This is a genomic window from Streptomyces sp. NPDC001728 (assembly GCF_040297565.1).
Taxonomy (GTDB): domain Bacteria; phylum Actinomycetota; class Actinomycetes; order Streptomycetales; family Streptomycetaceae; genus Streptomyces.
On record NZ_JBEOZK010000032.1, the window covers coordinates 1 to 22,403 of the forward strand.

Here is a 22,403-nt window from a genome sequence, read left to right on the forward strand (position 1 = left end):
GGTCCCCCCCCCCGCCCACACCCCCCCCGCGACCCCCGGGGCCCGGCCCGGCCCCTCCCCCCCCCCCCCCCCGCCCGCCCGGCCCGGGGGCGGGCGGGGCGGCGTCGGCGTGCTCGGGAGGTCTAGGCCCTGCCGGTGGGCCGCGCCGGGGACACCAGGGCGGTGTGGTCCGCCTCGACGGCGGGCGAGGCGATCGTGGCCCGCAGCGGCTGCCCCGCCCGAGCGGCCGGCGGCCGGTCCGTCGGCGCGGGACGGCCGAGTGCCTTGACGGTCCAGCCGGCGGCCCGCCACTCGTCGTGCGGTAGCGCGTTGCGCGCGTCGACGAGGACCGGCGTGCGGACGACCCGGGCCAGCTTCACCGGGTCCAGCTCGCGGTACTGCCCCCACTCGGTGAGGTGCAGTACGAGATCCGCTCTCTTACAGGCCGTCAGAAGGTCGTCCTCGTAGCGCAGTTCCGGGTGGGCGCGGTGCGCGTTCGCGGTGCCCTCCGGGTCGTGCACCCGGATGTGGGCGCCCTGCCGGTGCAGCGCCGCCGCCACCGCCAGCGCCGGCGAGTCGCGTACGTCGTCGCTGTTCGGCTTGAAGGTGGCACCCAGGACGGTCACCCGGCGGTTGGTCAGGTCGCCCCCGGCCACCTGACGGGCGAGTTCCACGGTCCGCGTCCGCTGCCGTTCGTTGATCTCGTCGACCTGGTCCAGGAAGGCCACCGCGGGGCCGACACCGAGCTCCTGGGCGCGGGCGGTGAACGCCCGGATGTCCTTGGGCAGGCATCCGCCGCCGAAGCCGAGCCCGGCGTTGAGGAACCGCCGGCCGATCCGGGTGTCGTGGCCGAGGGCGTCGGCGAGGGTGACCACGTCCGCGCCCGCGGCGTCGCAGACCTCGGCCATCGCGTTGATGAAAGAGATCTTCGTGGCGAGGAAGGAGTTGGCCGCGGCCTTCACGAGCTCGGCCGTGCTCGGGTCGGTGCCGATGTACGGGACGCCCGCGTCCAGCATCGGGGCGTACAGTCGGCGCAGTGTCTCGTCGGACTCCCGGCCGACCGTGCCGACGACGATCCGGTCCGGCCGCAAGGTGTCCTCGACCGCGAAGCCCTCACGCAGGAACTCGGGGTTCCACGCCACGTCGGCCCGTACGCCCGGGGGGACGAGCCCCGCGATGCGGGCGGTCAGGCGCGCGGTGGTGCCCACCGGCACGGTCGACTTGCCGACCACCAGGCACGAGGCCGCCAGATGCGGCACGAGCCCGTCGACGACAGCGTCGACGTACCGCAGGTCGGCCGCGTGGGAGCCCGCCTGCTGCGGCGTGCCCACGCAGATGAAGTGGACCTCGCCGTGTACCGCCGCCTCGCGCAGACTGGTTCCGAAGCGTAGCCGTCCGGAGGCGAGGGCGCGGGTGAGGACCTCGTCGAAGCCGGGTTCGTAGAAGGGGGGCCGGCCCTCGGTGAGGGCGGCGATCTTCTCGGCGTCGAGGTCGACGCCGAGGACATCGTGTCCGATGTCGGCCATGCACGCGGCGTGCACAGCTCCGAGGTAGCCCGTTCCGATGACGGTCAACCGCATGCGGTGTTCTCCTGTCTGAACGCGGGTGGGATGAACGATGTGAGGGGTCAGGGCGCGTAGCCGTACGGGTTCTGCTGCTGGAAGGTCCACGCGTCGCGGCACATGGCGGCCAGGTCGTGCCGGGCGGTCCAGTTCCAGGCCGAGGCGACCTTCGTGGGGTCGGCGACGAGTTCGGCGACGTCGCCGGGACGGCGCTCGGTGACGCGGTGCGGGATCGGCTGCCCCGACACCTCCTCGAAGGTGCGTACGAGCTCCAGGACGGACGCGCCGCGCCCGGTGCCCAGGTTGAAGACCCGCATGCCCGGCTCGTCGTCGATGTGGTCCAGGGCGGTGCGGTGCCCTTCGGCGACGTCCACGACGTGGACGTAGTCGCGGATCCCGGTGCCGTCGGGGGTGGGGAAGTCGTCGCCGAAGACGCTGAGTTCGTCGCGGCGGCCCACGGCGATCTGGGTGAGGAACGGCATGATGTTGTTCGGCACCCCGCTCGGGTCCTCGCCGAGGAGTCCGGTGGGGTGGGCGCCGGCCGGGTTGAAGTACCGCAGGGCGAGTACCCGGAGCTCGGGCACATGCCGGCAGACGTCCGCGAGGATCTGCTCGCAGGTCCACTTGGTGGTGGCGTACGGGTTGGTCGGCGCCGCCGGCGACTCCTCGGTCAGCGGGACGGTCGTGACGTCGCCGTAGATCGAGCAGGAGGACGAGAACACCAACCGGTGCACGCCGTGCTCGTGCATGGCCGAGACCAGGGCCGTCGTGCCGCCGACGTTGACGTCGTAGTACGCGAGCGGGATCCGCACGGATTCGCCGACCGCCTTCTTCGCGGCGAAGTGGATCACCGCGTCGATCGGGTGGCTCGTGAAGACGCTGTCGAGGGCCCTCCGGTCGCGTACGTCCGCGACGTGGGCCGCCGCGATGGGGCGGCCCGCGATCTTCGCGATCCGTTCGAGGACCTCGGGCGAGCTGTTGGAGTGGTCGTCGAGCACGACGACCTCGTGGCCGGCGCGGAGGAGCTCGACGCAGGTGTGGCTGCCGATGAATCCGGCGCCGCCGGTGACCAGGACGGTCTGGGGCACGGGAACCTCATTTCTCGATCGGTCGCAGAGGCCGTCACCAGGTGTAGAAGCCGGTGAGGTAGGTGGGGAAGACGCCGACGGCGAGCGCCAGCGGGATCAGGGCCAGGAGCCCCGCGGTGAGAGGGCATGCGGCGGTGCGCAGGGCCCGGTGCCGCCGGACGCCGGCGGCGCGCGCCGTCTCCCCGATGTGCAGGGCGCAGACCGCGAGGGTCACCGCGGCGTACGAGAGGGCGCCGAGGATGCAGAGGAACACGTAGCCGAACGCGGGACCGGTGAACTGGCCGACGAGGGCGGTGCCGGACAGGAACACGGTGATCAGCAGGTAGGGCGCCACGGCACGCAGCGGCAGCCGTTCGAGGCCATTGCGTTCCTTCGGCGTGACCTTGAAGGTGATCGGACGGGGCCGCAGCTTCTGCATCAGGGCCGCCCCTACGCCCCAGGCCACGTACGGCCAGCGGGCCAGGCCGAACAGCCAGATCTCCCAGCTGACCACGGGCGAGTCCTTCGGGCGCAGCAGGCCGCGCCGACGGCACAGCAGCGTGAGCAGCATCAGCCAGACGGACATCGTCCAGAAGCGGGCCAGAAACTCGAAGTAGTTGACGTTGATCCACGGAACTCCGGTGACCGCCGCGACCGGCGGCAGCATGATGCCGATCACCGTGGTCAGGGCGAGCAGCGGGTAGTACAGCAGCGCGCAGGAGAAGCGGAGCCGCAGCTTTCCGGGCATCCGGCTCAGGTGACGCGGCAGCATCCCGAAGAACATCACGGCCAGGCTGCGCGACCACTGGAACTCCTGGGTGATCATCGCACCGAAGGTGATCGGACCGTCCCCGTGGGCTTCGGCGTCGATCGCGAACGCGCCTTGCCAGCCAGCCGAATTGAGCAGGAACGACGTCGAGAAGTCCTCGGCGAGTTCCGGGCCGAGGCCGCCGATGTCCCGCAGCGCCGCGGTGCGGACGGCGTAGTGGGAGCCGATGCACAGCGGAGCGAGTCCGGCGGAGTAGCCGAGCTGCACGGGGCCGTGGAAGAGTGCCTCGCGCTGCAGGCGGCCGCGGGCCGCCCAGGACTGGTCCGCGTTGGCGTCGCAGATGCTCGGGGCGGCGACGTAGCCGATGGCCGGGTCGGCGAAGGGCCGGACGACCTCGGCGAGGTAGCGCGGGTGCGGCACGTGGTCGCAGTCGAGCTGGGCGACGACGTCGTAGTGCTCGTAGCCCCAGTGGTCGTAGAAGTAGGCGAGGTTGCCCTCCTTGCACCGGGTGCGCCGCGGCCAGTCGAGCCGGTGGTAGTCGGCGCGGCCGCGCCGGCAGGAGACGCCGACGCCATGAGTCCGGCACCAGTCGATGATCTCCTCGGTGGGGTCCTCGTCGCACAGCCATACGTCGTAGGCGTAGGGGAAGTCCTGGTCGAGCATCGCCTCCAAGGTGGTGCGGGCGATGTCCCAGTGCTCGGACGGGGCACGGGTCACGACGAACGCGGTGCGCAGCCCCGGCACCTCGATGGCCGGGTTGAAGCGCCGCATCCGGATCAGGGCGACGAGGAAGTGCACCGGCAGATAGGCCAGGTAGAGCAGCAGGGCGCTGTTGACCACCAACCCGGTCCAGCCGAGGCGGTGGGACGGTTCGAGCCACCAGACCCAGAACCAGACCAGGCAGGCCACCCAGCCGAGGGACAGCAGCGCGACCAGGAAGCGGTCGGAGCGCGAGAACGCCAGGACGAAGCTGGACGGGCTGGTGGTGAATCCGTGTGCCGGGCGCGCGAGAACGGGGCCGTCCGGGCCGATGGAGGCCACCGAGCCGTTCGAGAGCGCGTGGATCTCCGCGCCCAGTGCCTCCCACTCCGCCGGTGAGCCGGGGGCCGGTGAGGAGAGAGGGGATTCCTGGGCAGTGCCGGTCCCGTGGGCGGGACCTTGCTCCAACGACGTCATGGCAGCAGGTTCTCCAGGCGGTGCGACAGGGTGAGAGGCCCGGGGGAGGAGGCCCGACGGACTCGGGGCCGCAGCGGGACCGGCGCGGGGCCCGCCGCGGCGTGTGGATCAGCCACCCGCGACGGTGGCCCCGGGCGCGACGGAGGCGACGCCGGTGGCGGCGCCGGCCGGACCGGGGATCGTCTGGGGCGTGAGGGACGCCGGCGTCGCCTCGGTCAGCGGGACCGTCTCGTCCTGTCCGCCGCGGATCGACGCGGCCGAGGCGGCGAGGCGATCCGCGTGGGCGGCGAAGTACGCGACGGTGCGGCGCAGGCCCTCGGTGATGTCGATCTCCGGCTCCCAGCCCAGTACCTCGCGGGCGCGGGTGATGACCGGGCGGCGGCGGACCGGGTCGTCGACCGGCAGCGGGTGGTGCTTCACCTCGGATGCCGAGCCGGTCATCTCCAGTACGATGCCCGCGAGTTCGGAGACCGTGCGCTCGACGGGGTTCCCGAGGTTGAAGGGTCCCAGTTCGGAGGAGTCGAGGAGCGCGAGCAGGCCGCGGACCAGGTCGGCGACGTAGCAGAAACTGCGGGTCTGCCCGCCGTCGCCGTAGATGGTGAGCGGTTCGCCGGTCAGGGCCTGGGTGATGAAGCTGGACACCACACGACCGTCGTGCGGGCGCATGCGGGGGCCGTACGTGTTGAAGATCCGGGCGATGCCGACGTCGACTCCGTGCGTGCGGCGGTACGCGGCGGAGACCGCCTCGGCGTATCGTTTCGCCTCGTCGTAGACGCTGCGCGGGCCGATCGAGTTGACGTTGCCCCAGTACGTCTCCTCCTGCGGGTGCACCAGCGGATCGCCGTAGATCTCGCTCGTCGACGCGAGGATGAAGCGCGCGTGGTGACGCAGGGCCAGGCGAAGGGCGTTCTCGGTGCCGCGGCTCCCGACCGCGAGCGTCTCCAGCGGGTGGCGCAGATAGTCGGTAGGGGAGGCCGGAGAGGCCAGGTGGGCGACGGCGTCGACGTGGCCGACGACCTTCAGGGACACGCTCACGTCGGCGTGCTGGAACTCGAAGGCCGGGTGGGCCAGGAGAGGGGCGATGTTCTCGGGGTCGCCCGTCGAGAAATTATCGAGGCACACCACGGAGTCGCCGCGCCGTAGAAGCGCCTCGCACAGGTGTGACCCAAGGAAACCCCCGCCACCGGTTACGGCAACGCGCATATGTTTCTCCAGGGATGAGAAGCGGAATCACTTCGAGATCCGCTCGCAAAGGTAATCGAATGCCGGAATGGCGGAATGACCTGACGATCTGGAAAGCAGAGCCATCCCGGAAGATGCAGAACGAGAGTATGGGCATACGTAGTCATTTTTTCGGAGGCGATTCGAAGGCTGGGCTGATCGGCGGCCACCTGGCGGGATGGTGTACGGGCCCACCGCCCAGTTTGGGGTTGTGCCGAATGTCGAACGGCGTAATCAGACAGTGTCACCCGCACGTGTCTATGTCGGTGTCCGAGGCCAACCTCGGAGACAACCCTCGTGCCTGCCGGATCGATGGTCTGCATCGCTTCAGACACTCTCCGAGGACGGCACGCGAGAGGGTGTGCACCCTGCGCCCGAAAAGGCCCGCCCGAACCGGACGCGTCATAAACGGGCGCGTCCACGGGCACGAGAGCACTGCGCGCTCGTCGGCTTTCAACGAGCGCGGGTTGGTGGAAAGAGGAGCCATGCGCCAACTCTGAGATGGACCGGGGTGGCCAGCCCAACGCCCCGGAAACCCTCGCCGGGGTGGCTGGCGGCGGCATCATGATCGTTCATGTGCGACGTCGGCGGCCGTTCACCCGGCCTGCGGTGGGTTCGGGCCGGTCGGGTCGCCTGGGTGGAAATCGAGGGAGGGTGATCATGAGGTGCCTGGGTAGGCGCAGCCTGTGATGACCGTGGGCGTGGAAGAGGAGTATCTGCTGGTGGACCCGGCGACGGCCGTCCCGGCCCCAGTGGCGCAGAAGGTGCGCCGCGTGGCAGGGCTCGGCCCCTTCGCGGAGGGGGTCGAGATCCAGGACGAGCTGTTGCAGGCCCAGATCGAGGTGGCCACGCCCGTGTGCTCGAGCCTCGGCGAAGTGGAGGGCCACCTGCTGCGGCTGCGCCACGCGGTCGCCTCTGCCGCCGAGACGAACGGCTGCCGGGTCGCCGCCACGGGGGCGGCGCCGTTGCGCGGCGGCCTGCCCGTACCCGTGACCCCCACACCGCGCTACCTGAGGATGGAGGGCGAGGCTCGCCAGCTGGTCGACGAGCAGCTGATCTGCGCCATGCACGTGCACGTAGGGGTTCCCGATCCGGAGACGGGTGTGGCGGTGCTGAACCGGATCCGGGGGTGGCTGCCCACCCTGCTGGCGATGTCCGCGAACTCGCCCCTGTGGGACGGTCGGGACACCGGGTACGCGAGTTGGCGCACCATCCTGTTCGGCCGTTGGCCCGTCAGCGGCCCTCCGCCGCACTTCGACGGGGCCTGCGGCTACGAAGAGCGTCTTGAGCGGTTGGTGGCGTCGGGAGTGATCGCCGACCGGGGGCAGGTCTACTGGCAGGCTCGGCTGTCCGAGCGCTACCCCACTGTCGAGGTGCGCTGCCTCGACGTCCAACTACGGGCCGACGACGCCGTCATGTTCGCCGGTATCGTCCGGGGGCTGGTGGCCACGGCGGTCGCGGAGGAGGAGGCGGGCGTATCCCTGTCGGTGGTGGCGCCGGAGTTGGCGCAGGCCGCGAACTGGCACGCGGCCCGGCACGGTCTGAACGGGATCCTGCTGGATCCCCTCGGCTGCCCGCACAGCAGCGGAGACGTGCTGCGCGCCCTCCTGCGACACATCACACCCGCCCTGGAGGACGCGGGTGATCTTCAGGGAGGGAGCGGCCTCATCCACCGGCTCCTGCAACTCGGCACGCCCGCCGAGCGCCAGCGTCGTGCTCTGGACGAGGCAGGGCTGCCGGGGCTGATCGACCTGGTGACCGGGGCCGGCGCGTCCGAATGAGCCGCTCGGGAGTTCTGCGGAACAGCTGGATGTTCGTCCAGATGGGGCTCCTTCCCTAGTGTCCCCTCGGCCCTGAGGCTCCCGCCGGTCCACCCGAGGTAGTCGACCAGGCATGGTCCGCCTACTCGGGGGAACCGCAGGGGTATGGGTGTCGTGCACCAGCGGTCCCCGACGGCGGACGGCGCGGCACCGTGCGCGGCAGGATCCCGGGCATCACCTACGACGACTGGGATCTCGGTCGCTGCTGCGCGTCATCGGGGTCGACGATCCCGAGATGCTCGTCGGCGCCGACTCACGCGAGCAGGAGGAAGAGGAGAGGCGGCGGGCCTGCGGAGAACGTGGACATCGAGATCGGGGGCAACGAGTTGTTCATCAGCTGTGTCACCGGCGGCATCGAAGCGGCGCAAGATCGAGATCGGAGGGACAAGCAGATCAAGGCGTAGGCAGAAGGTCCCCGGACCGCCGCCGACCGTGCCCGGGTGCCGCTCCACGTGCAACCACCTGCGAGGCGAATCACGTCATGACGGACAAGAAGATCATCACGGTATTCGGCGCGACCGGCCGACAGGGCGGCGGTCTGGCGCGAGCCGTTCTCGAGGAACGGGGTGGCGACGCCGAATTCACGGTACGCGCTGTCACCCGGAACCCGGACGCGGAGCCCGCCCAGGAGCTGATGCGACTGGGTGCCGAGGTCGTCCGGGCCGACATGGACGACGAGGCGAGCCTCGCCCCAGCATTCGAGCACGCGTACGGCGCGTTCCTTGTGACGAACTTCTGGGAGCACATGTCCGCCGAGCGGGAGAAGACCCAGGCCCGGTCACTGGCCAGGGCCGCCTCGCGCGCGGGTGTCCAGCACGCGATCTGGTCCACGCTGGAGGACACCAGGGAGTGCGTCCACCTCGACGACGAGCGGATGCCGACGCTTCAGGAGCGCTACAAGGTGCCGCATTTCGACGGCAAGGCCGAGGCGGACCACTACTTCACCGACGAAGGCGTCCCCACGACGTTCCTGCGGCCCACCTTCTACTGGGAGAACCTGCTCGGCGCCTTCGCCCCGCAACGCGGCGCCGACGGCGCCTTCCGGCTGACGTATCCGATGGGCGAGAGCAGGCTTTCCGGAATCGCCGCGGACGACATCGGCAAGACCGCCCAGGCGATCTTCCGCCGAGGCACGGACCTCATCTCCGCCACGGTCAGCATCGCCGGCGAGCACCTCAGGATCGCCGACATGGCCGCCGCGCTCACCAAGACGCTCGGCGAACCGGTGCGCTATCACCCCCTCAGCCCGGACGAGTGGCGCGCCCAGGGATTCCCCGGCGCCGACGAGACGGGAAACATGTTCCAGTACTACGCCGACTGCGAGCACCGCTTCGTCGCCGCCCGCGACCTCGACGCCGTACGCGACCTCAACCCCGCCTTGCAGGACTTCGCCACCTGGCTCGCCGCCCATCACGACCACCTGCGCACCGCCTGGGCATGACCCTGCGGGCCGTTTCCCAGGTGCCAGCCTGGCACCGCTACGGCGGCGCCGACGGGGTACTGGTCGAGGAGAAGGGCGTGCCGACCCGAGGGGAGTCCGTCATGAACGATCCGAGGCTATCCGGCAGGGAGTAGCGGCTCATCGACGGCATCGACGGCATCGACGGCATCGATGGCATCGATGGCGGCCCGCGCAGCGACGAGACCCTGGGGCGACGACACCGCAGCCTCGGGCCCGGAGGCACACCAGGAGCCAGAGCGTGGGGTTCCCGCGCGGGCGTCTGGGCTGGTGCACGGTCTTCCCCGGGGGCGCCTGTAGGGCGCTGTTCGTATCCGCAGCCGCGTCCTCGGCACTGGTTTGGCTCTAGTCCGGCATGTGGGTGAGGCGCCGCCGGTGGTCCGGGTATGGGAACGTCGCGGGCCGCCCGGTGATCGGAAGAACGGGTTTCAGCCCCGCCCGAACTCGCCGGGCGCCGCGCCGCCGAGCCGGTCCGCGTCGGCCCCTTCCCCCTCTGCCGTCGCGGCCGTCGTCGTGCTGCTCGTCTGCTCCCACCACGGGAACGGCCGAAGCGGCGACGGAGGGACGCCCGTACGGAGCGGTGGCTGTGCCGCGTCAGCCCGGTCAGGGGCCGGAGGAGTCGTCGTCAGGGTTCACGCCGGTGAACGCCGAGACGTCCCTCGTGCTGCTGGGGCGCTGTGTCCGGCCCCTTCGGCCGGTGTCGTGCATGCCCTTCTCCGGCGAGTGACCTCGCTTCTCACCTCTCGTGGTGTCGCTGTGAACGGTGGCGCCGACCTGCCTGTCCGTGTGAGGGGGCAGGCATCCGCATCCCTGTAGGACTCTGATCTTCCCACGGGACCCAGGGCTCGTCTCCTCGGTCACGCACCGCGGGGATCAGCCCGCCAATCGGTCGGACGCACACCTCGAACGGGTGAGGTGTGGGCTCCGCCACCCTGGTGCCCGCCTCGCGCTGCCCGATGATCGCAGGCGGTTGGCGGACCGCGGCTCCCGGGCGCGCCGTCCACCGCAACCCGGAAAGGCCGCCCATGCGCATCCTGCTCGTCGCCAGCAGCTTCAACAGCCTCACCCAGCGCGTCCTGGTCGAGCTGCGTGACCGCGGGCACACCGTTCCCGTGGAGGTCACCCCCGACGGGGCCGCCGTGCGCGAGGCCGTGGCGCGTCACGCGCCCGAGCTGGTCGTGGCCCCCATGCTGAAGGCCGTCGTGCCCCGCGATGTGTGGACGGTGCACCGTTGTCTGATCGTGCACCCCGGGCCCGTGGGCGACCGCGGCCCGTCCTCACTGGACCACGCGATCCACGACGGGGCCGAGGAGTGGGGCGTCACCGTCCTCCAGGCCGACGACGAGATGGACGCGGGCGACGTCTGGGCGTCCGTGACCTTCCGCGTTCCGGAGGTCGGCAAGAGCGATCTGTACCGTAACGAGCTGTCCGACGCCGCCGTGGCCGCCGTGCTCCTCGCCGTCGAGAGGGTCGCCGCAGGGGCGACACCGCGTCCGCAGACCGGCGAGGTCCGCGCCCGTCCCGCTCTCCGCCAGGAGGACCGTCGGATCTCGTGGGGCGAGGACACCACCGAGACCGTCCTGCGAACCCTGCGGGCCGCCGACTCGCAGCCCGGTGTACCGGACCGGCTGCTCGGCGCCGAGTGGTTCCTGCACGGCGGCCACGCGGAGGACGGTCTGCGCGGGCGGCCCGGCGCACTGCTGGCCACCCGGGCGGGCGCGGTCTGCCGCGCCACCGTGGACGGCGCTGTGTGGATCCCCGAGCTCCGTGCCCGCACCGGCCCCGGCACGCCGCGTGCCTGCAAGCTCCCCGCCGCCCTGGCCCTCGCGGGGCGGCTGCCGGAGCTCCCCGAACTGCCGGCACCCGCCGACCCGGCGGCAGGCCGGCGGACCTGGTCCGACATCCGGTACCGCGAGCAGGGACCGGTCGGTGTTCTGTCCTTCGCGTTCCCCGGCGGGGCGATGAGCACCGACCAGTGCCGCCGCCTGCTGGACGCGTACGAGACCGCCCGCGGGCGTCCCACCTCCGTCCTGGTGCTCGGCGGGCAGCGCGACTTCTTCTCCAACGGCATCCACCTGAACGTCATCGAGGCCGCCGCCGACCCCGCCGCCGAGTCCTGGGCCAACATCAACGCGATGAACGACCTGGTCGAGGCGGTTCTCACCACGACCGACCGGCTCGTCGTGAGCGCGATCGGCGGCAACGCCGCCGCCGGCGGGGTGATGCTGGCCCTCGCCGCCGACGAGGTCTGGTGCCGCTCGGGGGCGGTGCTCAATCCGCACTACCGGCGCATGGGTCTGTACGGATCGGAGTACTGGACCCGCACCCTGCCGGGGAAGGTGGGCGAGGCCCTGGCCGCGCGCCTCACCGAAGAGGCCCGGCCGGTGTCCGCGGCGGCAGCGCTCGACATGGGCCTGGTCGACCGGGTCGTCGACTGCGGCCCCGGGGAGTTCGCCGCCGAGATCACCCGATCGGCCCTCGACCTGGCATCCCGTGGGGGTCTCCAGCCGCGGATCGCGGCGAAGAAGGCGGAGCACGAGCGCAGGGAGGCCGTCGCTCCCCTTGCGGCCCACCGCGAGCAGGAGCTCTCCCGGATGCGGTCGATCTTCGACGATCCCGCCGCGAGCTACCACGCACGGCGCTGTGCCTTCGTCCGGAAGGAGGCCCCCCGAGCGCCGCTCCCGAACGGCCCGGGTGCGGGCGCGGCCGGATCGGCCGACTGTTGAGCAAGACCTAGGCCCGAGACGAGGCCTTCGCCCCACTCCCTCCTCAGGAGGCGACCCATGAGCGCAGTAGAGCCGGCCCCGGTCGAGGACCAGGGTGCCGCACCCGGCAGCGAAGAGAAGCCGATCCACATTCTCTGGATCAACGCGGGTCTGAGCTGCGACGGCGACTCGGTGGCCCTGACCGCCGCCATGCAGCCGAGCATCGAGGAGATCGCCCTCGCGGGGCTGCCAGGGCTGCCCAGGATCGCGGTCCACTGGCCGCTGATCGACTTCGAGTGCGGTCCGGTGGGCGGCGCCGACACCTTCATCGAGTGGTTCTTCAAGGGGGAGCGGGGCGAGATCGACCCGTTCGTGCTGGTCGTCGAGGGATCGATCCCGAACGAGGCCATCAAGCAGGAGGGCTACTGGAGCGGCTTCGGCGACGACCCGAAGACCGGTCAGCCCATCACCACCAGCGAGTGGATCGACCGGCTGGCACCCAAGGCCCTCGCGGTGGTCGCGATCGGCACCTGCGCCACGTACGGCGGCATCCACGCCATGGCGGGGAACCCGACCGGCGCGATGGGCCTCCCGGACTATCTCGGCTGGGACTGGAAGTCGCATGCCGGCATCCCCATCGTGTGCGTGCCCGGCTGCCCCATCCAGCCGGACAACTTCGCGGAGACGCTGACCTACCTGCTCTATCAGGCGGCCGGTTCCGCGCCCATGATTCCGCTGGACGACAAGCTCCGTCCGACCTGGCTGTTCGGGGCGACCGTGCACGAGGGCTGCGACCGGGCCGGCTACTACGAACAGGGCCAGTTCGCCTCGACGTACGACTCGCCCAAGTGCCTGGTCAAGCTCGGTTGCTGGGGCCCCGTCGTCAAGTGCAACGTCCCCAAGCGCGGCTGGATGAACGGCATCGGAGGCTGCCCGAACGTCGGCGGCATCTGCATCGCGTGCACGATGCCCGGATTCCCGGACAAGTTCATGCCGTTCATGGACGAGCCTCCCGGCGGCAAGGTCTCCAGCACCGCCAGCGGTGTGTACGGCTCCGTCATCCGCCGTCTGCGTTCCATCACGGCCAGGACCGTGGACAAGGAGCCGAAGTGGCGGCACACCGGCGATCGCATCACCACCGGCTACCGGCCGCCCTGGTGACCGTGACGCCTTCGCGCCACCCCCGCAGGCCCCCCCAACCCCCCCACTGTTCGAGAAGTCGAAGAGTTGACGAAGGGCACCACAGCGACCATGGCATCTCCGGCGAAGACGACGGGTGACGGCTCCGGCCTTGTGGAGATGGCCTGGGACCCCATCACCCGGATCGTGGGCAGTCTCGGCATCCACACGAAGATCGATTTCAAGCAGAAGCGCGTCGCGGAGTGCTACAGCACTTCCTCCGTATTCCGCGGATACAGCGTCTTCATGCGGGGCAAGGACCCCCGCGACGCGCACTTCATCACCAGCCGCATCTGCGGCATCTGTGGTGACAACCACGCGACCTGCTCGGTGTACGCGCAGAACATGGCGTACGGCGTGAAGCCCCCGCACCTCGGTGAGTGGATCATCAACCTCGGCGAGTCCGCTGAGTACATGTTCGACCACAACATCTTCCAGGAGAACCTGGTCGGGGTCGACTACTGCGAGAAGATGGTCCGCGAGACCAACCCCGGCGTCCTGGAGCTGGCCGAGCGCACCGAGGCGCCGCACGCCGCCGAGCACGGCTACCGCACGATCGCGGACATCATGCGCTCCCTCAACCCCCTCGAAGGCGAGTTCTACCGAGAGGCGCTCCAGGTCAGCCGCTACACCCGGGAGATGTTCTGTCTCATGGAGGGGAGGCACGTCCACCCCTCCACCCTCTACCCCGGTGGTGTCGGCACGGTCGCGTCCGTGCAGCTGTTCACCGACTACATGAGCCGCCTCATGCGCTACGTGGAGTTCATGAAGCGGGTCGTCCCGCTCCACGACGACCTCTTCGACTTCTTCTACGAGGCGCTGCCCGGCTACGAGGAGGTCGGCCGCCGCCGTGTGCTGCTCGGCTGCTGGGGCGCGCTCAACGACCCCGAGCACTGCGACTTCACCTACGCCAACATGACCGACTGGGGCCGGCGGATGTTCGTCACCCCCGGTGTCGTCGTCGACGGCAAGCTGGTGACCAACGACCTCACCGAGATCAACCTCGGCATCCGCATCCTGCTCGGCAGCTCGTACTACGAGGACTGGCAGGGCCAGGAGCAGTTCGTCACCCACGATCCGCTGGGCAACCCGGTCGACCCCCGCCACCCGTGGAACCAGCACACCATCCCGGCCCCGCAGAAGCGGAACTTCGACGACAAGTACAGCTGGGTCATGTCCCCGCGCTGGTTCGACGGCAAGGACCACTTGGCACTGGACACCGGCGGCGGCCCCCTCGCGCGCCTGTGGTCCACCGCGCTCTCCGGCCTCGTCGACATCGGCTACATCAAGGCCACCGGGCACAGCGTCGTCATCAACCTCCCCCGGACGATGACCAAGCCGGAGACCACCTTCGAGTGGAAGATCCCGAAGTGGAGCAACGCCCTGGAGCGCAACCGCGCCCGGACCTACTTCCAGGCGTACGCGGCCGCCGTCGCCCTGCACTGCGCCGAGAAGGGCCTGGAGGAGGTTCGCGCCGGACGCACGCAGACGTGGGAGAAGTTCGAAGTGCCGGACGAGTCCATCGGCGTCGGCTTCACCGAGGCCGTACGAGGTGTCCTCTCGCACCACATGGTCATCAGGGACGGCAAGATCGCCAACTACCACCCCTATCCGCCGACGCCGTGGAACGCCTCCACGCGGGACACGTTCGGAACCCCCGGCCCGTACGAGGACGCGGTGCAGAACACCCCGATCTTCGAGGAGAACACGCCCGAGAACTTCAAGGGCATCGACATCATGCGCGCCGTGCGCAGCTTCGACCCCTGCCTGCCCTGCGGCGTCCACATGTACACGGGCGACGGCAGGACCGTGAAGCAGATGCACGTGCCCACCGGCCTGAGCGGTCTGGCCGGATGAGCGCGACCACCGCCGAACAGGCGGGTCGGCGGGTCGAGGAGGTCCTGGACCGGCTGGCCGAGAACGGCGACGCCGAGGCCTCCGCGGCCGCGGAGGAAGTCGTACGCGTCCTCATGGAGTTCTACGGCAGCGGCATCGCCCGCGTCGTCGAACTCCTGGGGCGCCCCGCCGCCCGCCCGCCCGCCGACCCGCTGGACCCGCTGCTCGCGGACGAACTCGTCGCGAGCCTCCTCAACCTGCACGGACTGCACCCCGAGGACGCGCCGACCCGTATCGACCGCGCCCTGTCCGCCCTGCCGCAGCCCGTCGAGAACGCCGGATTCGACCCGGCGACGGGCGTGCTGCGGCTGCGGGCCACCGCCTCGACCGGCTGCGGCTGTTCCGGCACTCAGGAGTCCGTCCGGCAGGCGGCCGCGGACGCCCTCGCCTGCTTCGCCCCCGAGGTGACCGGCGTGGAGCTGGAGAGCCGCGCCCCGCGTGAACCGGCGCTGCTCCAGATCGGCACCCGTCCGTCGCCCGCGGGCGCGGACGGCCGCTCATCGGCCGCCCTGTGAACGGGCCGCCGAACAGCGCCGTGCGGCGCCCGCCGCCCACCGGCCTGCGCCGGTTCACCACACCCCGCCCGCCCCGCGAGGAGCGCTGCGAACTGTGCGGCGCCCCGCTGGCGGCCGAGGAGCGTCACCCGCATCTCGTCGACACGGACAAGCGGGCCCTGGTCTGCGCCTGCGGCCCGTGCGCGCAGCTCATGGACCGCTCCGCCGCCTCCCCGGGGCGGTTCCGGGCGGTCCCCGGCCGCTACCTGAGCGACCCGGGCCACCGGATCGACGACCGGGCCTGGGAGTCGTTGCGGATCCCGGTCTCGGTCGCGTTCTTCTTCCGCAACTCCGCCCTCGACCGGCCGGTGGTGCTCTACCCGAGCCCCGCCGGCGCCACCGAGAGCGAACCGGACGACGAGGCCTGGCGGTCCGTCCTCGACGCCACTCGGCTCGCCGCCCACCTCGAACCCGATGTCGAGGCCCTGCTGCTGCGCCGCCACGAGGGCCGCACCGAGTGCTTCCTCGTGCCGATCGACCTCTGCTACGAACTGGTGGGCCGCATGCGACTGCACTGGCAGGGCTTCGACGGGGGCGCGGAGGCGCGGGCGGCCCTCGACGACCTCTTCACCCACGTCCGCGCCCTGGCCCGCGAGCCGCAGGGGAGCCGACCGTGACCGAGTTCTCCTTCAGCTGCACCGATGTCCGCGCCGACGCCTACGCGGCCGGACCCACGCTCGTGTTCCGGCTGCGGATCACCGCCAGCGGCGGCACCCCGGTCCACGCCATGGCCCTGCGCTGCCAGATCCGTGTCGAACCCGCCCGGCGCGGTTACGACGACCACGAGGCCGCGGCTCTGGGCGATCTCTTCGGCGAACGCTCCCGGTGGGGCAGCAGCCTCAATCCGGTCCAGTTCGCCCAGGCCTCCGTCATGGTGCCCGGCTTCACCGGCGAGATCGAGACCGACCTCGTCGTGCCGTGCACCTATGACACCGACATCGCGGCGTCCCGCTATTTCCGGGCGCTCTCCGACGGCGACGTCCCGTTGCTCCTGCTCTTCTCCGGCACCGCCTTCACCGGCGCCGGCGGCTTCCACGTAGAGCCCGTTCCCTGGGACAAGGAGGTCTCCCACCGCATGCCCGTGAAGGTGTGGCGCGAGATGATCGACCAGCACTTTCCCGGCTGCGGATGGATCCGGCTGCCGGGCGACGCGATGGACGCCCTGCTCGCCTACCGCTCGCGCCGGGCCCTTCCGTCCTGGGAGGCCACCGTCGAGTCCCTGCTCGAAGCGGCGGGGGAGAGGACATGATGACCACCGTCGCCTTCACCCCCGGCACCGAGGCGCGTTTCGCCGTCGCCCGGCACGTCGCCGACGCCGTCCTCTTCGAGGGGTACGTCCTCTACCCGTACCGTGCGTCCGCCGCGAAGAACCGGCTCCGGTGGCAGTTCGGGGTCCTGGTGCCGCCGTCCTGGAGCGCCGCAGCCGAAGAGCACGACTTCCAGCTCACCGAGTGCCTCATGGAGCCCAGGGCCGGCGCCGAACTCGCCGTGGAGGTCCGTTTCCTGCGAGCCCAGCGGCGTACCGTCGAGGAACTGCGCGAGGACGGGACCTACGCGCCGACCGGTGAACTCCGGCTGGCCGACCGGGTCCTGGTGGCCTGGGACGAAGGCGTCGAGGAGCGCGTCGCCCTCGTCGTCCCCGTCGCCGAACTGCGGGGCGACGGCACCGCCCTGCCCTTCTCCCGCCCCGCCGCCGAGGAGACGGAGGAGGTCACCGACGCCGACGGACGCGTCCTCGGCCGACTCGTACGCAGGCGCGAGGGGATCAGCGGCACCCTGCGGATCTCGACGGCCGAACTCGACGGCCCGTACCGCGTCGAGCGTCTCTCGGTCACGGTGGAGAACACCAGCGACTGGACCGCCGAGCGGGACGCCGACCGGCACGCGGCGCTGCCGTACTCCCTCGTCGCCACCCACACGCTGCTCCGTATCGACGGCGGCTCGTTCCTGTCGATGACCGACCCGCCGGAATGGGCCAGGGGCGCCGTCGCCGCCTGCCGCAACCTGCACACCTGGCCCGTCCTGGCCGGCGAACCCGGCCGCGACGACCTGATGCTCTCCTCGCCGATCATCCTGGAGGACCACCCGGCCATCGCGCCCGAGAGCCCCGGCGCCCTCTACGACGCGACCGAGATCGACGAGATCCTCGCCCTGCGCACGGCGGCCCTCACCGACGAGGAGAAGCGCGAGGCCAGAGGGACCGACGCCCGCGCCGCGGCCGTGATCGAGCTGGCGGACACCATGCCCCCCGAAGTCCTGGAGCGTCTGCACGGAGCGGTACGGAGCCTCCAGAGCGTCACCGGGCCCCCGAAGCCGGCCGGAAACATCCTCGAACCGGAGACGCCCTGGTGGGACCCGGGCGGCGACACCGGTGTCGACCCGGGCAGTGACCACGTCCTCGTGGACGGACGCGCGGTCCGCGCGGGCAGCAGGGTCGTCCTGCGCCCCCGGCTGCGCCGCACGGACGCCCAGGACCTGTTCCTCGACGGGCGCGGCGCGCTGGTCGAGGCGGTCCTCCACGACGTCGACGGCGGAGTCCACATCGCGGTGACCGTGGAGGACGACCCGGGCGCCGACATCCGCCGCGAACAGGGCCGGTTCCTCTACTTCCAGCCCGACGAGGTCGAAGCCCTGGAGGACGTGTGAACGGCCCCGCGCCCGAGGCCCGGGCGCCCGGCACGGCCCGCACCCTCGTGGCCGGGGTGGGCAACATCTTCCTCGGCGACGACGGCTTCGGCGTGGAGACCCTGCGGCGGCTCACCCGCGAGGAACTACCCGCCTGCGTCGAGCTGGCCGACGTCGGGGTCCGGGGCGTCCACCTCGCCTACGAACTCCTCGACGGCTGGGACACCCTCGTCCTCGTCGACGTCACCGCCCGCGGCGGTGAACCGGGGACGCTCTATCTGATCGACGCCTCGGCGGCCGACGACCGCGCCCGCGAGACGGAGCCCGCGCCGCTCGACGGCCACCGGATGACGCCCGACGCCGTCCTCGCCCTGCTCGACACCCTCTGCGCGGGAACCGGGGCCGCGCCGCCACGGCGGATCCTCGTCGTCGGCTGCGAACCGGCCTGCCTCGACGAGGGCATCGGGCTCAGCCCACAGGTCTCCGCGGCCGTCCCCGAGGCGGTGCGCATGGTGACCGAACTGGTCCGACAGGAAGCCGTCGTATGAAGACCGAAACGGAGAGCACCATGCACAGGAACGTCCTCGGCGTCGCAGTCGCCGCCACCGCCGCCCTGGCCGTCGTGGCCGTCGTCGTCGCAGTCCTCCCCGACGTCCGGCGCTATCTGCGCATCAGCAGGATGTGACGCAGCCGCGGGTCCGGTGGTGCGGCCGGCTGCACCGAACGGACGACACCGCCGTCCGGTCCCGGCGTGCCGGGCGTGCCCCCGTCGCCCCCCGCTCTCTAATGGCGCCCGAGACCCCCGCGCCCAGGACGGAGACCGATGCACGAGATGTCCCTCGCGGTCGCCGTCGTCGACCAGGTCGAGGCCGCGGCGAAGTCCCGCGGGGCCGTCGGCGTCAGCAGCATCGAGCTGGACGTGGGCGAGCTGGCCGGCGTCGTCGCCGACGCCCTCGCCTTCTGCTTCGAACTCGCCTGTGCCGGAACCGTCGTCGAGGGCGCCGAGCTGATCACCCGTACCGTCCCGGGCACCGCGCGCTGCGCGCCGTGCGCCGAGGACTGGGCGGTCGGCATGCCGCCCCGGCTGCTCTGTCCGGGCTGCGGCGCCGCGGCCGGCGAACTGGTCTCCGGCCGTGAACTCCAGATCCGGGAGGTCCGCTGGGCCTGCCCCGAAACGACGCGTGAACGACATCGCCGACCGATCACCGAGGAGAGCTGAGCATGTGCCGAGCCGTCGATCTCCAGCGCGCCGTCCTCGCCAAGAACGATGCCGCGGCACACGTCCTGCGCACCGAGCTGAGCGCCCGCGGCACCACCGTGATCAACCTGCTCTCCAGCCCCGGCAGCGGGAAGACCGCCCTGCTGGAGCGCGAACTGCGCCTCGCCGGCGAGCGGGGCGTCAGCGCCGCCGCGCTCACCGCCGATCTGGCCACCGAGAACGACGCCCGCCGCCTGGCCCGCTCGGGCGTTCCCGTCAAGCAGGTGCTCACCGACGGCCTCTGCCATCTGGAGGCGGACATGGTCGCCCGGCACCTGCACGACTGGCTGCCCGAGTCCGTCCGGCTGCTGTTCGTCGAGAACGTCGGCAACCTCGTCTGCCCCGCCGGCTACGACCTGGGGGAGTCCCTCCGTGTCGTGCTCGCCTCGGTCACCGAGGGGGAGGACAAGCCGCTCAAGTACCCCACCGCGTTCGGCCTCGCGCAGCTGGTGATCGTCACCAAGCACGACATGGCCGAGGCCGCGGAGTTCGACGAGACGGCCTTCCGCGCCAACGTGCAACAGGTCAACCCCGGCGTCGAGGTCGTCCTCAGCTCGGCGCGTGACGGCCAGGGAGCCGGCGTGCTGCTGGAGCGGGCCCTCGCGACGGCCGAGGGGAGCCGCGTCCACACCCCGGCGATGGCCCGGGCCGAGGCATGACCACGGCGCGGCCCGGACCCGCCCCCGCCATGGCCCCGCGGCGCAGCCGTGTGGTCGTCCGTGGTGTCGTGCAGGGCGTGGGCTTCCGGCCCTTCGTCTACGCCCTCGCCACCGGACTGCGCCTGTCCGGCCACGTCACCAACACGGCGGACGGCGTCGTCGCGGAGGTGGAGGGAGACCCCGCGGACGTCGCGTCCTTCTGCGCCCGCCTCGCGCCCGATGCCCCGCCCCTGGCCCGGGTGGAGTCGGTCGAGGCGGCCGAGGTGAGCGCGAGCGGCGGCAGCGGATTCGCGATCGTGCCCTCCCGCCAGGGTGGCGCCGTCCGCACCCTCGTCCCGCCGGACACCGCCACCTGCGACGACTGCCTCGCGGAGCTCGCGGATCCGGCCGACCGGCGGTACCTGCATCCCTTCATCACGTGCACCAACTGCGGCCCGCGCTTCACGATCGTCACGGGACTGCCCTACGACCGGGTCCACACCACCATGGCCGGCTTCCCGATGTGTCCGGACTGCGCCCGGGAGTACGCGGACCCGGCCGACCGGCGCTTCCACGCGCAGCCCGTCGCCTGCCTCCGCTGCGGGCCCCGGCTGCGGTTGGTCACGGCACCCGGCGGCCCCGCCCCCGTCGGCACCGGTCCGGCGCCCGACTCCGACCGGGCCGACTCCGACCGGGCCGACTCCGACGGGGTCGATCCCGGTGCCGACCCGGTCGCCGCCGCGCGCAGGATGCTCGCCTCCGGCGCGATCCTCGCGGTCAAAGGCCTCGGCGGCTACCACCTGGCCTGCGACGCGACGAACCCCGACGCGGTGGCCGAACTGCGCCGCCGCAAGGCGCGGGGTGACAAACCGTTCGCGATGATGGCCGCGGACCTCGCCGACATCGAGCCCCTCGTGCACCTCGGCCCGCTCGAACGTGAACTCCTCACCGGCGGCGTCCGGCCCGTCGTCCTGCTGCGCCGCCGTGACGACGCCCGGCCGCGCGATGGGGCCGCACCGGCGCGGGCGGTGGCGCCGGGCAGCCCGGACCTCGGCTTCATGCTCCCGTACACCCCGGTGCACCATCTCCTCCTCGGCCTCGGCACGGCGGACCGGGAAGGGCCCCGGCTGCTGGTGATGACCAGCGGCAATCTCGCGGGCGAGCCCATCGTCACGGACGACGCGGAGGCACTGAGCAGGCTCGCCGGTCTGGCGGACGCCTGGCTGCTGCACGACCGACCCATCCACGTGCCCTGCGACGACTCCGTCGTCCGCGTCTGCGACGGCGAACAGCTGACGCTGCGCCGCTCCCGGGGCTATGCGCCGCTGCCGGTCGCGCTGTCCGTCGAGGTCGCCCCCGCCCTCGCCGTCGGAGGGGACCTGAAGAACACCTTCTGCCTCGGCGACGGACGTCAGGCCTGGCTCTCCGCCCACATCGGCGACATGGACGACATCGCCACCCAGCTCGCCGTCGCCTCCGCCGAGGGGCACCTGGAGTCCGTCACGGGCGTACGGCCCGGACTGCTCGCCGCCGACCGCCACCCCGCCTACCGGTCGACCCGCTGGGCCCGCGAACACGCGGCGGGACGGCCCGTCGTCCCCGTACAACACCACCATGCGCACGTCGCGGCGGCGATGGCCGAGAACGGTCTCGACGGCACGCGTCCCGTGATCGGTGTGGCCTTCGACGGCACCGGCTACGGTCTCGACGGCGCCGTGTGGGGCGGTGAGTTCCTTCTCGCGGACTACGCCGGGTTCCGACGGTTCGCGCACCTGGCCTGCGTACCCCTGCCGGGCGGTGACGCGGCCGTACGACGGCCCTACCGCATGGCCCTGTCCCACCTGCGGGCCGCGGGCCTCGCCGCCGACCGCGCCCTGCCCTGCACCCGAGCCTGCCCGCCCGGAGAACTACCCCTGCTGGAAAGGCAGTTGGAGCGCGCGCTGAACTGCGTGCCCACGTCCAGCATGGGGCGCCTCTTCGACGCCGTCTCCTCCCTCGCGGGGGTCTGCCAGCACGCGGGATACGAGGCGCAGGCCGCGATCGAGCTGGAGGCCGCGGCCCTGCGCGCACCCGCCGTGGCCGAGGACGCGCGCTACGCCTTCCGGCTCGGCCCGCCGCGGCCCGGCGCCCCGCTCACCGCCGACCCCGCACCCCTTCTGACGGCGGTGGTCGCCGACGTGCTGGACGGGACCCCCGCGGCTGTCGTCGCGGCGCGGTTCCACCGCGCCGTGGCCCGGCTGGTGCGTGTGGTCTGCGCCGCCGCCCGCGACGAGACCGGCGTGGAGACCGTCGCCCTGACCGGGGGAGTGTTCGCCAACACGGTGCTCTCCTCGGCCTGCGCCGGTGGACTGCGGGAGGACGGCTTCACCGTCCTGCGCCACCGCCGGATCCCGCCGAACGACGGCGGTCTGGCTCTCGGCCAGCTCGTCGTGGCCGCCCGGATCACGGGCGGGGCGGCCCCCGGCACGTCACGACGAGAGCGAAAGTGAGGAGAC

At 71.8% G+C, this 22,403-nt stretch carries 18 protein-coding genes; 14 read left to right on the top strand and 4 right to left on the bottom strand.

Annotation, left to right across the window (positions count from 1 at the left end):
- Positions 1–122: 122 nt before the first annotated feature.
- The 4 genes from ABT154_RS32075 to ABT154_RS32090 all read right to left on the bottom strand — a co-directional run bounded on the left by ABT154_RS32075 (position 123) and on the right by ABT154_RS32090 (position 5,756).
- On the bottom strand, positions 123–1,559 hold the full coding sequence (locus ABT154_RS32075; RefSeq protein ID WP_351861628.1) for a UDP-glucose dehydrogenase family protein: 1,437 nt from the start codon (positions 1,557–1,559) through the stop codon (positions 123–125).
- Between the two features lie 47 nt (positions 1,560–1,606).
- The gene (gene galE / locus ABT154_RS32080; protein ID WP_351861630.1) at positions 1,607–2,629 is read right to left on the bottom strand and encodes a UDP-glucose 4-epimerase GalE; all 1,023 of its coding nucleotides are present in this window, start codon (positions 2,627–2,629) and stop codon (positions 1,607–1,609) included.
- A 34-nt stretch (positions 2,630–2,663) separates the two neighbouring features.
- Entirely contained in the window at positions 2,664–4,553 is a 1,890-nt protein-coding gene (locus ABT154_RS32085; RefSeq protein WP_351861632.1) for a glycosyltransferase family 2 protein, read from the bottom strand.
- A 108-nt stretch (positions 4,554–4,661) separates the two neighbouring features.
- Entirely contained in the window at positions 4,662–5,756 is a 1,095-nt protein-coding gene (locus tag ABT154_RS32090; protein ID WP_351861634.1) for a UDP-glucuronic acid decarboxylase family protein, read from the bottom strand.
- A gap of 707 nt (positions 5,757–6,463) precedes the next feature.
- Here ABT154_RS32090 and ABT154_RS32095 point away from each other — a divergent pair.
- The 14 genes from ABT154_RS32095 (at position 6,464) to hypF (ending at position 22,397) form a co-directional block, all read left to right on the top strand.
- Positions 6,464–7,555, top strand: coding sequence for a carboxylate-amine ligase (locus ABT154_RS32095; protein WP_502969639.1), 1,092 nt, complete (start codon positions 6,464–6,466; stop codon positions 7,553–7,555).
- A gap of 520 nt (positions 7,556–8,075) precedes the next feature.
- Positions 8,076–9,035, top strand: coding sequence for an NmrA/HSCARG family protein (locus tag ABT154_RS32100; RefSeq protein WP_351861638.1), 960 nt, complete (start codon positions 8,076–8,078; stop codon positions 9,033–9,035).
- Positions 9,036–10,078: 1,043 nt separating this feature from the next.
- A complete protein-coding gene (locus tag ABT154_RS32105) occupies positions 10,079–11,779 on the top strand; it encodes a hydrogenase maturation protein (protein WP_351861640.1) in 1,701 nt (566 codons plus the stop codon).
- Between the two features lie 57 nt (positions 11,780–11,836).
- Positions 11,837–12,919 carry an NADH-quinone oxidoreductase subunit B family protein gene (locus ABT154_RS32110; RefSeq protein ID WP_351861642.1) on the top strand — a complete coding sequence of 361 codons (1,083 nt, stop codon included), beginning with the start codon at positions 11,837–11,839 and terminating at the stop codon, positions 12,917–12,919.
- A gap of 90 nt (positions 12,920–13,009) precedes the next feature.
- Positions 13,010–14,794, top strand: coding sequence for a nickel-dependent hydrogenase large subunit (locus ABT154_RS32115; protein WP_351861644.1), 1,785 nt, complete (start codon positions 13,010–13,012; stop codon positions 14,792–14,794).
- Entirely contained in the window at positions 14,791–15,348 is a 558-nt protein-coding gene (locus ABT154_RS32120) for a NifU-related iron-sulfur-binding protein (protein WP_351861645.1), read from the top strand. The genes ABT154_RS32115 and ABT154_RS32120 overlap by 4 nt, the downstream gene beginning before the upstream one ends.
- Entirely contained in the window at positions 15,345–16,004 is a 660-nt protein-coding gene (locus ABT154_RS32125; RefSeq protein ID WP_351861647.1) for a DUF5947 family protein, read from the top strand. Before ABT154_RS32120 ends, ABT154_RS32125 begins: the two co-directional genes overlap by 4 nt.
- A complete protein-coding gene (locus ABT154_RS32130) occupies positions 16,001–16,636 on the top strand; it encodes a DUF6084 family protein (RefSeq protein ID WP_351861649.1) in 636 nt (211 codons plus the stop codon). The genes ABT154_RS32125 and ABT154_RS32130 overlap by 4 nt, the downstream gene beginning before the upstream one ends.
- Positions 16,636–18,033, top strand: coding sequence for a hypothetical protein (locus tag ABT154_RS32135; RefSeq protein WP_351861729.1), 1,398 nt, complete (start codon positions 16,636–16,638; stop codon positions 18,031–18,033). Before ABT154_RS32130 ends, ABT154_RS32135 begins: the two co-directional genes overlap by 1 nt.
- Positions 18,030–18,560 carry a hydrogenase maturation protease gene (locus ABT154_RS32140; RefSeq protein ID WP_351861651.1) on the top strand — a complete coding sequence of 177 codons (531 nt, stop codon included), beginning with the start codon at positions 18,030–18,032 and terminating at the stop codon, positions 18,558–18,560. Before ABT154_RS32135 ends, ABT154_RS32140 begins: the two co-directional genes overlap by 4 nt.
- Positions 18,557–18,697: a DUF6893 family small protein gene (locus ABT154_RS32145; protein WP_351861653.1), complete on the top strand. Its 141-nt coding sequence runs from the start codon at positions 18,557–18,559 to the stop codon at positions 18,695–18,697. Before ABT154_RS32140 ends, ABT154_RS32145 begins: the two co-directional genes overlap by 4 nt.
- Before the next feature lie 138 nt (positions 18,698–18,835).
- Complete coding sequence (locus tag ABT154_RS32150; protein ID WP_351861655.1) at positions 18,836–19,231, top strand: hydrogenase maturation nickel metallochaperone HypA/HybF; 396 nt, start codon at positions 18,836–18,838, stop codon at positions 19,229–19,231.
- Positions 19,232–19,233: 2 nt separating this feature from the next.
- Entirely contained in the window at positions 19,234–19,929 is a 696-nt protein-coding gene (gene hypB / locus ABT154_RS32155) for a hydrogenase nickel incorporation protein HypB (protein WP_351861657.1), read from the top strand.
- Positions 19,926–22,397 carry a carbamoyltransferase HypF gene (hypF, locus tag ABT154_RS32160; RefSeq protein ID WP_351861659.1) on the top strand — a complete coding sequence of 824 codons (2,472 nt, stop codon included), beginning with the start codon at positions 19,926–19,928 and terminating at the stop codon, positions 22,395–22,397. Before hypB ends, hypF begins: the two co-directional genes overlap by 4 nt.
- Positions 22,398–22,403: the final 6 nt, after the last annotated feature.

Excerpts from the sequence above, each read along its gene's own strand:
- ABT154_RS32075 (WP_351861628.1), bottom strand. The coding sequence starts at position 1,559 with ATGCGGTTGACCGTCATCGGAACGGGCTACCTCGGAGCTGTGCACGCC.
- ABT154_RS32085 (WP_351861632.1), bottom strand. The coding sequence starts at position 4,553 with ATGACGTCGTTGGAGCAAGGTCCCGCCCACGGGACCGGCACTGCCCAG.
- ABT154_RS32090 (WP_351861634.1), bottom strand. The coding sequence starts at position 5,756 with ATGCGCGTTGCCGTAACCGGTGGCGGGGGTTTCCTTGGGTCACACCTG.
- ABT154_RS32095 (WP_502969639.1), top strand. The coding sequence starts at position 6,464 with ATGACCGTGGGCGTGGAAGAGGAGTATCTGCTGGTGGACCCGGCGACG.
- ABT154_RS32100 (WP_351861638.1), top strand. The coding sequence starts at position 8,076 with ATGACGGACAAGAAGATCATCACGGTATTCGGCGCGACCGGCCGACAG.
- ABT154_RS32105 (WP_351861640.1), top strand. The coding sequence starts at position 10,079 with ATGCGCATCCTGCTCGTCGCCAGCAGCTTCAACAGCCTCACCCAGCGC.
- ABT154_RS32110 (WP_351861642.1), top strand. The coding sequence starts at position 11,837 with ATGAGCGCAGTAGAGCCGGCCCCGGTCGAGGACCAGGGTGCCGCACCC.
- ABT154_RS32115 (WP_351861644.1), top strand. The coding sequence starts at position 13,010 with ATGGCATCTCCGGCGAAGACGACGGGTGACGGCTCCGGCCTTGTGGAG.
- ABT154_RS32120 (WP_351861645.1), top strand. The coding sequence starts at position 14,791 with ATGAGCGCGACCACCGCCGAACAGGCGGGTCGGCGGGTCGAGGAGGTC.
- ABT154_RS32135 (WP_351861729.1), top strand. The coding sequence starts at position 16,636 with ATGACCACCGTCGCCTTCACCCCCGGCACCGAGGCGCGTTTCGCCGTC.
- ABT154_RS32145 (WP_351861653.1), top strand. The coding sequence starts at position 18,557 with ATGAAGACCGAAACGGAGAGCACCATGCACAGGAACGTCCTCGGCGTC.
- ABT154_RS32150 (WP_351861655.1), top strand. The coding sequence starts at position 18,836 with ATGCACGAGATGTCCCTCGCGGTCGCCGTCGTCGACCAGGTCGAGGCC.
- hypB (WP_351861657.1), top strand. The coding sequence starts at position 19,234 with ATGTGCCGAGCCGTCGATCTCCAGCGCGCCGTCCTCGCCAAGAACGAT.
- hypF (WP_351861659.1), top strand. The coding sequence starts at position 19,926 with ATGACCACGGCGCGGCCCGGACCCGCCCCCGCCATGGCCCCGCGGCGC.